Raw genomic sequence first — 13,045 nt, 5'->3', positions numbered from 1 at the left:
ACAGATCAGAATTGCAGCGTGACGCCGGCTGCGAACGATTTCATCAGCGGGTCGCGTACCTGTCCTGCACTTTCGGGATCAAATGATTTAAAATGAGTGAAAGTGAAGAGATTATTTGCACTAACACTGATACGCAAGCTCTTTGCACCAATACGCTGCAGCACAGTCCCAGGCAGGCTATAAGCCAGTTCCATGTTCTTCACACGCAGGTAGGCCGTATTACGGGCCCAGTAATCAGAGCGTTCTTCATTATTCTGGTTATTATACCATAAACGCGGATAGGAAGCATTGGTATGATCAGGCGTCCAGCGATCCAGTTTATCCGTTGTAGCAGGGAGATTGTTATACGCATAACCCTGTACATTGCCAGCGCCCTGCATCAGCACATTCAGCTCCAGGCTGCTGTATTTAACGCCCCAACTGATACCATACTGGATCTTGGGGAAAAATGCAGCGCCAAAAGCTACCTGGTCCCTGGCTGTAATAGCGCCGTCGCCATCCACATCCTTATACCGGATATCACCGGGAGCTGTGCCGGGATAAAGTGGTTTGGGGCCTTTGGCAATTTCATCTTCACTCTGATATAAGCCTTCAGAAATATATCCTGCTGCCTGGGTGCCTACCCTGTTATAAAAATAACCGATAGATTTCCCGCTGAGCTTCTGCCACTCAGGGATACTTTGTGATTCCGGGTAGTAAACGATCTTGTTTTTGCTAAAGGTAAAATTGGGGGAGATGAAATAAGAGAACTTCCCGAAATGCTGTGTATGACTCAAAGTAATTTCCAGTCCTTTGGTATCTACAATACCGCTGTTGATATCCGGTAATCCAATACCAATTATAGCAGGTACCTGTTGTGCCGGCGGCGCCAGGATATCTTTTGTTCTTTTCTGGAAATAATCTGCTTCCAGTCTGAACAGGTCCTGTTTATAATGCGCTTCCACTCCCACATTGGTGATCACAGCACGCTCCCAGGTAAATACCGGGTTAGGCAGTACATTGGGCGATAGCGTTTGATAATACTGAGGCACAGTTCCTCCCAAAGAATACCCCGGTGTAGCTCCCAGGGCATAGGTAGTCAGGAACTGGTACGGATCTACACGATCATTACCCAGCTGTCCCCAGGAAGCTCTCAGCTTCAGGAAATCAAGGTTATCGGATACATTATCCATAAAATGTTCTTCCGATAAAACCCAGCCTGCGGAGAGCGACGGGAAAAATCCATACCGGTGATCAGGAGGAAAAATATCAGAGCCATCATACCGGAAATTAAACTGGAACAGATAGCGCGACGCATAGTTATAAGAAAAACGCCCTACCAGGCCCCTTCTCGCATTCTGTGTGCCGTTGCCTCCGTTAGTTACCCGTGTAGGATCTCCCAGGTCCAGCTGCGATAAACTGGATGATACAAAGCCCAAACGCCGTGTATTAAAATTGTCGCCCGTGTTATTGGTTTGCGTAAAGAGCAGTAAACCGGATAAATCATGCTTACCGAGCGAACGGTCGTATTGTGCGCCGGCTTCCAGTGTAAGACGCTGTGTTTGCGCAAAGGTTTCCCCCAGGTAAGGCTCTGTTGGATAAGGTGTTGCCTTTCTGAAGTTCCCTGCCGCATCAATAGTGTACATATCGTACGGTGTGGCAAACCGTTTACCGAAGGAATAAAGCTTATCAAAAGCACCGTTGCCTTTGAGCGACAAGCCCTTTATAAAAGGAACATCATATTGCAGGTTAACTACTGAATTAAAGATATTGGTATTAGTGAGATAATAACCGGATGCACCTATCGATTGCTGGTAAGCATTGCCCCGCTGTTCCGGTACCATGGCATATAATCCGTTGGTAAAGCGGTTGGCGCGGATAGGAGGCGTAGAGTACATATTCGAAATAACGTATTCTGATCCATACACTGATTCTGCATCCTGCTTGCTGAAAGAGCCGCTTAAATTCATCGTCACTTTCAGGTCGCGCGTTACCTTTGCTTCCAGGTTGCTGCGCAGGTTATAGCGGCTGTAACCTTCCACCGGTACCAGCCCGTTGTTCTTTGAATAGCCTCCTGAAATAAAGTAACGGATATTTTCACTTCCACCTGCGGCCGAAAGATTATAGTTGCTTTGCCATAAAAAAGTGGCCAGTACTTCATCAATCCAGTTCACGTTAGGATAGCGGTCCGGATCGGAGCCATCCCTGTATTTCTGCAGGGCTTCGTCACTGAAACCCATACCTATGCCGGGCTGATACAACCCTTCATTTCTGAGTGCTTCATTGTAGATGAAGGCATACTCAAAAGCATTCATCTGTTTGTAGTATTGCGTAGGACGCTGGTTCACCACGTTAGCGGCAAAAGTGATACTGGGCTTACCGATGTTTCCTTTTTTTGTGGTTACAAGTATCACCCCGTTAGCGGCACGGGCGCCATAAACGGAAATCGCAGAAGCATCTTTCAATACCGATATTACATCAATATCGTTGGCATTCAGGTCGTCCAGCCTTCTGTCGGGGATACCGTCTATCACCACCAGCGGCGCCGAGTTGTTAAAGGTGCTTAGTCCGCGTACAAACAGCGTGGAACCCGAGCCCGGCGCCCCGCCGGACTTTACCGCGTATAATCCCGGCAACCTGCCGGCCAGCATATCCGATACGGCTATACTGGAATGGTTCTCTGTAAGTTCCTTTGATCTTACGGAAGACATTGATTCCGTTTTGTTACGCGCTGTAGTGACCCCATAACCAACGATCACAGAAGCATTCAATTCTGTAAGTACCGGTTTCAGTGCAATGGTCAGTTCCACCGGGGTGGCGCCTACTTTAATATTTTTTTCATAAGATCCGTAGCCCACAAAAGTTACTACGATGGTATAATTGCCTGCAGCCAGGTTTTTAAAAGCAAAGGAGCCGTCTTCTTTAGTAGCGGTGCCCCGGTTAAATGGCCGCAGGCTCACGGTGGCTCCAGGTATGAGCTTCCCCTGATCGTCGACCACCACACCGGTTATCGTACCGGATGCCACCGCGATGTTTATCAGCGGTGTTACAGTAACTGTTTTCCTGCCGATGACCACCATCTTATTATCTTCATCAATACGCCAGGTAAATGGCTGCCCCTGCATACTTTGCTCCAGTGCCTGCCGGAGCGTGGCGTTCTTCAGCTGCACACTTACAGGCATAGATTCCCGCAACAGCCGGGCATCATAAAAAAAGTGGTAAGCGCTCTGTTTTTTAATACCTGGCAGTACTTTTTCAAGTGAAGCCTCTTTCAATGATAATGTAATCTCCTGAAACACCCCCTTTGCGCTTACATGCAGGCATAGCACAACAATCAGGAAAAAATTCAATCTCATAATGAGCATCGTTTTTTTAAGGAGGGAACGGGCAAAGAAATGCCGATAGCAATTACATAATTGCATACATTTGTAATGTTTGGGTGAATTGATTAAACTTTCTTTAGTCGGATAGTTGTCGGTAAACCCGGATTAAAAACAGAAGTGTTGCAAGCACTTCTGTTTTCTTTTTTATGACGTATTTTTTTTCATTGATGGTTGGTTGTTTTTTGGTTGATAATAAATCGTAGTTGGCTAATTAATCAATCGATGATCCTGATCGTTCTTCCTGTTATTACATAATGGACATTACTGAACTGAAGTATTTCTAAAGCTTTATCCAGGCTTACGTTGCGGGGTATTTCACCCACAAAGGCCTGTTCTGTATTTTTGGTTTCAAATATTACATTCACATCATACCACCTGGCCAGTTGCCGCATCACTGTAACAATATTGGCCTTGTTAAAAGAAAAATACCCGTTTTTCCAGGCCATCACAGTTTCTGTATCTACATTCTTCAGCAGCTGCCACTGGCTGTTTTCCTGCTGCTGTACCTGCTCTCCCGGTTGCAATACGCCGGCATATCCTGCGCCGGATACCTTTACCTTACCTGTGATCAGTGTGGTGGTAGTCATTGCTTCATCCGGGTAAGCATTGATATTAAAATGGGTGCCCAGCACCAATACTTCCTGTCCTTTCGATTTTACCCGGAAAGGCTGGCCTGGCCTGGCCGCTACCTCGAAGTAGGCCTCCCCGGTAAGCTCTACCACCCGCTCTGCGCCATTAAATTCCACCGGGTATTTTAAAGAACTGGCGGCGTTAAGCCACACCGTTGAACCATCCTGTAATACAATCCTGAATTGCCCACCCCGGGGTGTGATCATTGTATTGTATTCCACGGTATTGCCGGCAGCTGCTGTTCCGCGCTGGTACGCCAATACGCCATTATCCGTTTTTACTACCTGTGCACTCCCCTGCTGGCCTACCACGCCATTCTGCGTATCGGAAAGCACAATGGTTTTCCCGTTCGATAACTGCAGCACGGCCTTATTGGCGCCAGGTGCTATAACTGCGGCTACTTCCGGAACATGATGCGTTACCTGCTTTCTGTGCTGTAACAGGAACCATGCGCCCGATGCCGCCACGATGAATACTATCGCTGCTGCGTATTGCCACCATTTCCGGTACATTATCTTCACAGGAGTATTTCCCGGTTTATCTGCCAGCAGTATATTCTGCAGCACAGGCTCCCAGTTTACAGTATCCGCCGCCTCATCACCGGGAATCTCTACCGGCCATGCGGCAGTAGCGCTGTTAAACAGCTCCCGGTTAGCTTCATCCTGAAAAAAAGCGGTCAGTTCCTTCTCCTCAGCTGCAGTCAATCCTTCCTCCCCACTTTTTTTCAATAAAAAAGTAATTCTCTGTTCCATAGTGGTTTTCAAAACGTAGTAAAATAATTACAGGTGCACGCCGGCAGGCAACGTAATATTATAAAGAATGAAAAAAAGGCCGTTGGTACTCATCGGCCTTTCACTTTTTTTAAAAATAACGGGAAATAAAAATTAAGTACTTTATTTTCAGTGTGTTAAAAAGAGGAAAAATAAGAGGGAAAGTATTTTACCGGCAGCAGTAAGGCGTCCGCGGATAAAGCTCAGCGCGGCGCTAAGCGTATTTTTCACATAGCTGGGAGAACAATGCAGGCGGTCGGCAATTTCCTGTATTTTCAACCCTTCTTCCCTGCTCAGCTGGTAGATCTTTTTACGCTGCGGCGGTAATTGAGCCACCGCCTCCCTGATCAGCTGCAGCGTTTCCTGCACCTGTAGCCGGTCTTCCGCGTAGTTGGCAGCAGCAGTACCTTCTTCTTCGCTGATACCGGTCACCCTGCGAAGCGTCGCCTGTTTATGGAACCAGGTGAAACACTCATTGCTGGCTACCCGTACAATCCATGCCTGCGGCTCAAGAAGCCCGGGTAGCTTATCCCTGCTCAGCCAGATCCGGATAAAGGTTTCCTGCACAATCTCCTGGGCCCCCTCCGGCGATTTAACCATCCTTTGTATAAAAGAAGTAAGCCAGGGAAGAGCCCCATAAAAAAGTTCACGAAAAGCCACTTCGTCTCCTTCCGATATACTGATCAGTAATTCTTTTGCTATATGAAACTTGGCGCCGCGCAATATCTCCTGAGTTAGACCGGCGGCAATTTAATCATTCTCTTCTTCTTTTTTTAATAAAGAAGAACTGAAAAAAGATATACAACTTGTTCATCTCCCCAAATCCATTCCATTCTCTTTTACTTCTTTTTCCGTTGGGATACCCCGCAGGCTTAACAATTTCTTAAAACGTGCCTGCCAGCCGATATGGTAACTTTGAGCACACCGGATCGCTTATACATGAAATGGATAACAGGGATGCCATCTTACAACTATACCAGACGCATTATCATATGCTGTTTGCCGCAGGCTGTTATCTTACGGATGATAAGGAGCTGATACGCGACTGCATCCACCAGCTGTTTCTCCATTGCTGGCAAAAACAGGACGAACTTTCTAATATCCTGCATCTGAAAAGTTACCTTACCGTTTCACTGCGCAACCGGCTGCTCACTGCCTTGAAGCAGCAAAACAAAACAGTACCCTACGAGCCCGGCGAAATGGATGGCGTGGAATACTCCTATGAAGAAATACTGATACGTAATGCAGATGAAACCGCCATGCAGCAAAACTTACAACGCGCCCTGCAGAATCTCCCGCCCCGGTACAGGCAGGTGATAGAGATGCGTTTTTTCCGGCAATACAGCTACGAAGATATTGCCCGGATCACCGGTCAGCCTGTAAAAACAGCTTACAACTATGTGCATGAAGCCCTCACAGTGCTCCGGAAGCAATTGAAGGGCAAACCCACATTCCCATATTAAGGAATCGTTAACTCCGTTTTTCTATCATGGAAATCCAGCCTCCTGCTTTGTCCTACTAACGGAACTATAAACACAGGATCGTTGAAAGAACAATTTTACGCACTGCCGGAAGACTTTTTATCTGACATCTCATTCTGTAACTATTGCAAGGGCGCACCTGAAAAGGATGTACGCTACTGGACCAATTGGCTTAAAACGCATCCCGAAATGGCGCACATATTCCGGGAAGCGGAACAACTGTATAAAATGATAGGCGTTTATGACGAAGGCTATCAGCAGGCTTTCGGGCGCTTCAGCAACGAGATCCATACAACCATACAGCCCAAACGCCGCCGGCTTAATGTACGCAGCACGGCGGCAGCAGCAACTGTACTGGCGCTGGTATCTGTATCGCTCTATTATTCTCTGCGGCCCACCGGTACAACTGCTATAGCGCAAACAAGCGGGCCTTTGTATGATACCATAGATGCCGGCATTGGCCAGGTACGCAGCATCCTGCTGGCAGACAGCACAACGGTGGTGCTTAACAGCCAGTCGCGTTTGCTGGTCCCGACAGATTATAATAAACACGAAAGGAAAATTGTACTTGCAGAAGGCGAGGCTTTCTTTGATGTAACCCATCATGCCAACCACCCTTTCACTGTAAAAAGTAAAGGAGTGGAAACCAGGGTGCTTGGCACTTCCTTTAATATACAGGCCTATACAGAAAAAGAAGGCATGCATATCACGCTGCTCACGGGATCAGTATCCGTGCATACCGGCATTGCGCCACAGCCCATCCTGCTAAAACCCGATGAGCAGCTGACAATTACGGCTGATCGCACTTATGCAGTGCAAAAGGTATCAGCCGCCAGGTACAGCAAATGGATCAACGGTGAACTGAATTTTTACGAAGAGTCATTGCAGGATATTGCTGCCATACTCTCCTCCCGTTACGATGTTTCTTTTGTATTTACAGACAATCACTGCCGTAAAGAATTGTTCACCGCCTCTTTTGACAAAAACGTGCCGCTCAAAAAAGTATTGGAGCTGTTAAGCATCAGCCGGAATATTCACTTTGTACAAAAAGGGGATACAGTGCTTATTAATATGCGATAACCAAACATTCATATTCATTCCCGGACCTGGTACAACCGCAGCAAAACTGCGGCAGGCCGCTTATTGTCCCATAAAAAACAAATATGCATCACAGAATTTTACACTTTTGCTTAGGCTGGCTCCTGCTGTCCCTGCTTCCTTCATTTGCCGCGAAAGCTATCGTGGAACAGCAGGAAACACTGGAGGCTGTGTTGAACCGTATTGCAGACCATACGGGCTTTCATTTTATTTATGATCCGGCCATTGTAAAACAGAAGATCGTAACCATCCCTATCACCGTTGCCGGTCGTACAGGCATACACTCCTGCCTCGACCGGCTTTCTGCCAACACCGCCATGCAGTTTACAATAGATGGCAACAATATCATCGTATCGCCCAAACCCCAGGTAATACCGGGCAGGATCACCGGCCGTGTAGTGGATTTTGAAAGCAGCGATCCTTTGATCGGCGCTACCGTAAGAGTGGCCAATACTTCTTTCGCCACTGTTACAGATGAAAAAGGATATTACATGATCGACAAAATTCCGCCCGGCAAATACAACCTTCTGTTCAGTTATGTTGGATACGAAACAGGCAGTCTGAATGGCGTGAAGGTAGAAGCCAGGGCTACGTTACAAGCCAGTTTTAAATTACAGCCCAAACGCGGATTGAAGGAAGTAGTGGTAACTGGTATTCCGCACCGTAAGGTGATCAATACCACGGATGCACAGCTGGTAGATGAGGTACGCACGGCCCGCAGCGTGATATCCGGCATCTCCAATGAGCAGATCTCCCGCAGCATGGACCGCGATGCGGCTGAAGTAGTGCGCCGGGTAGCCGGCGTGAATATCACAAACGACCGGTTCATTGTTGTACGCGGACTTAACCGCCGGTATAATGTTACCTTTCTGAACGACAACATCGCTCCCGCAACGGAGCTGGACAGCAAAGCCTTTTCCTACGATCAGATCGCCAGCAGCATGATAGATCGTATCCTTATTTATAAATCCCCCGCACCGGATCTTCCAGGGGATTTTGCAGGAGGCGTCGTAAAAATATATACGAAGAAAAGCCAGCTCACACGGCAGTTCGATCTGCAACTCTCCGCTCAGTACCGCCCCGGCTCCAGCTTCAGCGATATGCCCACCTATGCAGGCGGCCGTTATGATGTGCTGGGTTTCGACGATGGTACACGTGCATTACCTGCCGGATTACCTGACCTGGTAAAGTTCAATACCGGTAACCCGAAAGACAATGCACAATACTGGAAGGCCTTTCCCAACAATTTTAAATCATTCAAAATAAAAACCGATCTCGATAAACGGATACTGGCCAATTACTATGATGCATGGAAAGTAGGCCGCAAACATATCAATAACCTCACCTCCATCGCTTACACCAATACCACGCAAAACAATACGATCCCGGTATACGACAGCCGCAATTCAAATGGGTCGGAAGGCGTGATCCGCAGCGGCACACAATCCGCACGCATCACTGTTATCCAGCAAAATACCCTGCCTGTTGGCGACAGTGCGCACCTGGAATTAAAACAGTTTGCCAACCAGCTGGGCAACAAACAAATGATGTCGTATATCCTGTCGAGAGAAAGTGATTATTCCGGCCAGAGTAAAGACAATCAGCTGATCTTCCAAAGTACCTTCCTCTATACTGCCCAGCTCAGCGCCTACTGGAACCTGAAGAACAAAGGAAACACCCACCTCTTTGCCAATGCAGGTTATACCCTGGTGCGCAGGAATGATCCTGATACCCGTGAAATATGGTACCGGCGGAACAGCCAGGACAGTACCTACCCAGAGCATATCGCCGGCGATCCCTGGCTGGTGGGCAGCGCCGCCCAAACCTTCGGCATACGCCGCATTTACACCCGCATCAACGAAAATACCGCGCAGGCCAATGCAGAAGCAGAACATTGGCTGCGGCCCTGGTGGTCGGCAAAAGCAGGGTTCTTTTTCGAGCAGAAAGAAAGACGGGTAAACCTGCGCCAGTTCGGGCTGAACCAGGGCGCTGCATACAACGGTGATTTTGAAAACGGCCATATCGGCTATCAACTCACAGAAGATATGCTGGATCATTATATGTCGCCGGACAATTTCCGGCCAGATAATACCGGCCATACCTGGTTTGAAGAAACCAGTCCTTACGACAGCTATTTTGCAGATAACCGCAACCTCTCCTACTTCCTGGCCACAGACATCCGCATCCCTCACTCCAATCTTTCCATCTTTGGCGGCCTGCGGGTGGAAAACAACCGCCTTCGGATTATTGGCGCCCTGATGGCCGGCCAGGCCAATTATCCCCTGGTGGTAGAAAACTCCCGCACACATATGCTCCCCTCCATAAACCTTAACTGGAATCCGGCGGAGCGTATCATTATACGCGCAGGATATGGTAAAACACTTAACCGGCCCGAGTTCCGTGAAGTAGCCCCATTCCCTTATGCCGATATAGAAAACTACCTGATGTATGTAGGTAACCCTGCGCTACATCCCGTGAATATCGACAACTACGATATACGATTGGAATGGTATCCGGAAAGTATGCTGAAAAACGAAATGTTCAACCTCGGCTTCTTTTATAAAACACTGGATAAACCTATTGAACAAATCCTGATCAGGGAAAATTACTACGCATCATTCATCAACGAAATCGGGTTTATCAACTCCGGCCCGACAAAAGTATACGGAATAGAAGCAGAAATGCGTAAAAGCCTCAGCTTCATACCCGGCGCCTTCTTCCGCAACCTTTCCTTTATGATGAACGGGGCATGGATATACAGCCGTGTAGATATGCAACCCCAGGGCTCAGACGGAAACCAGACAGGCCGCAAACGCCCGCTGCAGGGACAGGCACCTTACATCCTTAATTCGTCGCTGAATTATGAAGACCCCGCCATCGGTACCAAAATATCCCTGGGCTATAATATTACCGGTCCTATGATCGTGTTGCTGGGCACCAACAGCCACCGGCCCAGTGAACAGATCACCGGCATTCCGGATGTAATGCAGCGCCGCCAGCACCTGCTGGATTTTACCTGGAGCCAGCGCCTGAACAAACATGTGCATTTCAAAGCCGGCGTGCAAAACCTCCTGGATCAAAAACGGGAGCTGTTCCTCGACTTTAACCGCAACTATAAATACGACGGAGTTGTGAAAGATCGCGACAACTGGACAAAAGACAGGCCATACCAGCTTTTCAGCCCGCGACCCTATTATTCTATTGGCCTGAATTTTATTTACTAATCCTGACCAATCAGTGCATATGAACCACATAAAATATTACCTGCTGCTCTTACTACCGGTATGCTTCTCCTGTAAAAAAACATTCAATGAAGAACTGGATAAACGGGAGAAAGAATCAGGCATTGTTAAGACCTCCTCCACTACGCCCGGTATTGCCATGCGTGGTGAGCCAATCACTCTCTATGTAAAAGCCGGTGAACCAGATGCCAACCTGAAAATTTTTATAGGCAATGCCGAAGCAGCCATACTCGCGCATGGGCAAACCCAACTGGATGTGCCCATATCCAAATACACAGACGATAAAGAAACCATTGTAGCCGATACTTTCAGGATGCTGGTGCCCGACTCTTCACAGATCGGCGAAACAAGCATCTACATTGTAGTAAATGGCGTTAGAAGCGCGCCCTTCAAATTCACAGTAAAGAAGCCTGATATCCTTTATCCCGGCGCCGTGACAGTAAGCCCGTTGCTGATGACAACCCGGGCTGCCCTTGAACCGGTAGACGGGGCCGTGGGCGTTGCTACCGTGGGCGCAGTACATGATATGGGCATGGATAAGGAAGGAGCCATTTATTTTATTGACAACGGGGCTTTTGATTATAACCCGGATCATGGTTACAACAGGCGGAATATGACCATCCGGAAATTTGCCGGCAACCGCATCGTTACGCTCGGTGGCGGAGGCAGCAATGAATTTGCAACGAAGTTGGGTGATCTGAAACTGAACAGCATCGATGCCATGAAGATTGCAGAAGATGGTACCATCTATCTCGCGGTAACTAATGCCCCGCTGACGCGTATAACACTGCCAGGCAGTACAGACGTTTTAGAGTACGAGCTCCGTTTTCACCGCATACTGAAGATCAATCCCCAAACTAATGAAGTAAAAACACTGGTGGGACGCAACGACAAATACTGCCTCGATAATGGTATGGTATACGAAGCCATCGTGGACGGGCCCGCGGATAAGGCGATGATTGGCGCTGTGCAAAGTATGGAACTGGATAAGGCAGGTAATCTCTATTTCCTGGATGGCGGCCTCGCAGGAGGAGGAGCTGTGCTCCGGAAAATATCTGCCGATGGCATGGTAACAACAGAGGCCGGCGCAGTAGACGACCTGGCAGATTATGTATTTTATGACAACGACGGCACCCACCCGGAAACTATAAAAGCCGGCGCCTATGTGAACAACAGCGCCAACACGGCAGACGGCTTTGGCTCAAAAGCCAGGATCTACTCCCCCCGGGGTATTGTGCTGGGAGGGAACGGTAAAATATACCTTGCGCAGGGAGCCGGCAGCGCTGAAATGAAAGAATGTGTACGGGAATACAACCCGCTCACCAAAGAAGTAACCACTATCATTGGAAAAGCGGTTAACGCACCGGATAACTTCCTGTACTCCGGTACTTTTAAAGAAGTAGATATGCGCACCATCACTTCCTTTGATGCAGATTTCGATGGCAATATTCTCATCGGGTATGATGAACAGATCTATGTGGAAGAGCCCCGCTGCATTTATAAAATTGATGTAAATAAAGAAATGGTGTACAAAATAGCCGGTTATAAAGGCGCATCAGACGCCACAAAACCCCAGCCCGGTCAAACGGCCATTGTGGGTGCGGTAAGCCGTATCCTGTTCGACCAGTTCGGGAAACTATATGTAGGCTACACGCGATATGATTTCTTTGACCAGATACATTTATCCACCATCTCCATCACCCGGTAATAAACGATCCTGCTATGCGAAATATCTTTTTTAAATTATTATTGCCGCTATTCTTTTGCTGGGCAACCGCCTGCAATAAATCGACAGAAGCACCGGCATCTCCTGAAATCACCCACCTGATGATCTATAACGGCAGCACGGCATTTATCGGCAAACCAAGCCAGGTGTTTGTAGATACCGCATTTATAACAACACGCGCCTACAATGATATCAATGGCTCCGGGATGGGAATGTTCAACAATGCCAGCTACAACTGGATAGCTCCAGGCAAACACCGTATAGGCTTTACCGATACCAGCGGCCAGGTAAAGATCGTGGAGAAATATGCCACACTGGCAAAGGATACCTGGTATACATTTTACCTGGCAGATAGTTTGGGCTATTACCAGGTACTGATGTCCGAAGAAAATATGTCCGACCGCCCCGGGCGCAATGCCCGTATCAGGTTTGTGCACCTGTCGCCCGACAGCGGACCGGTGGATTTTTTTATCGATACGGTAAAAGTGACCGGGATGGACAGCCTTGTATATAAAACCATTACTCCCTTTACAGAAGTAGCACCTGCTGAGAATCCATCCTTCCGGGTAAAAAGAACAGGCGCCGCGAAAGATGAGCCACACCTGCTCCGGAAAGCCTTTGCCATGTATGCAGGGCGCTCCTATACCTTCATCTTCCGGGGATACATACAGCAGCAGGGAGAAGATCCCAACACCACCATTAACATGTCTGCAATTATCAATTTTTAAACCAGCTG

General features: G+C 48.0%; 8 protein-coding genes. 5 read left to right on the top strand and 3 right to left on the bottom strand.

The window, feature by feature from the left end; all coding sequences use genetic code 11:
* Nucleotides 1-5: 5 nt before the first annotated feature.
* The 3 genes from FN124_RS17840 to FN124_RS17830 all read right to left on the bottom strand — a co-directional run bounded on the left by FN124_RS17840 (nucleotide 6) and on the right by FN124_RS17830 (nucleotide 5,485).
* The gene (locus FN124_RS17840) at nucleotides 6-3,335 is read right to left on the bottom strand and encodes a TonB-dependent receptor (RefSeq protein WP_185937254.1); all 3,330 of its coding nucleotides are present in this window, start codon (nucleotides 3,333-3,335) and stop codon (nucleotides 6-8) included.
* Between the two features lie 242 nt (nucleotides 3,336-3,577).
* Entirely contained in the window at nucleotides 3,578-4,744 is a 1,167-nt protein-coding gene (locus tag FN124_RS17835) for a FecR family protein (protein WP_142686114.1), read from the bottom strand.
* 147 nt (nucleotides 4,745-4,891) lie between these two features.
* On the bottom strand, nucleotides 4,892-5,485 hold the full coding sequence (locus tag FN124_RS17830; protein ID WP_185937253.1) for an RNA polymerase sigma factor: 594 nt from the start codon (nucleotides 5,483-5,485) through the stop codon (nucleotides 4,892-4,894).
* 167 nt (nucleotides 5,486-5,652) lie between these two features.
* Between FN124_RS17830 and FN124_RS17825 the strand changes: the two genes are divergently transcribed.
* The 5 genes from FN124_RS17825 to FN124_RS17805 all read left to right on the top strand — a co-directional run bounded on the left by FN124_RS17825 (nucleotide 5,653) and on the right by FN124_RS17805 (nucleotide 13,037).
* Nucleotides 5,653-6,225, top strand: a complete 573-nt coding sequence (locus FN124_RS17825) for an RNA polymerase sigma factor (protein WP_142686112.1) — start codon at nucleotides 5,653-5,655, stop codon at nucleotides 6,223-6,225.
* A gap of 81 nt (nucleotides 6,226-6,306) precedes the next feature.
* Nucleotides 6,307-7,323: a FecR family protein gene (locus tag FN124_RS17820; RefSeq protein ID WP_142686111.1), complete on the top strand. Its 1,017-nt coding sequence runs from the start codon at nucleotides 6,307-6,309 to the stop codon at nucleotides 7,321-7,323.
* Between the two features lie 83 nt (nucleotides 7,324-7,406).
* Entirely contained in the window at nucleotides 7,407-10,565 is a 3,159-nt protein-coding gene (locus FN124_RS17815) for a TonB-dependent receptor (RefSeq protein ID WP_142686110.1), read from the top strand.
* 19 nt (nucleotides 10,566-10,584) lie between these two features.
* Nucleotides 10,585-12,291: an NHL repeat-containing protein gene (locus tag FN124_RS17810; RefSeq protein WP_142686109.1), complete on the top strand. Its 1,707-nt coding sequence runs from the start codon at nucleotides 10,585-10,587 to the stop codon at nucleotides 12,289-12,291.
* A 14-nt stretch (nucleotides 12,292-12,305) separates the two neighbouring features.
* Nucleotides 12,306-13,037 (top strand): DUF4397 domain-containing protein, encoded by a 732-nt coding sequence (locus tag FN124_RS17805; RefSeq protein ID WP_142686108.1) that lies wholly within the window; start codon nucleotides 12,306-12,308, stop codon nucleotides 13,035-13,037.
* The last annotated feature ends 8 nt before the right edge of the window (nucleotides 13,038-13,045 follow it).

It is taken from the genome of Chitinophaga polysaccharea (genome assembly GCF_902150045.1).
Taxonomy (GTDB): Bacteria; Bacteroidota; Bacteroidia; order Chitinophagales; family Chitinophagaceae; genus Chitinophaga; species Chitinophaga polysaccharea_A.
Note: the sequence above shows the minus strand (reverse complement) of the source record. Positions and strands in the feature narration are given on the sequence as shown.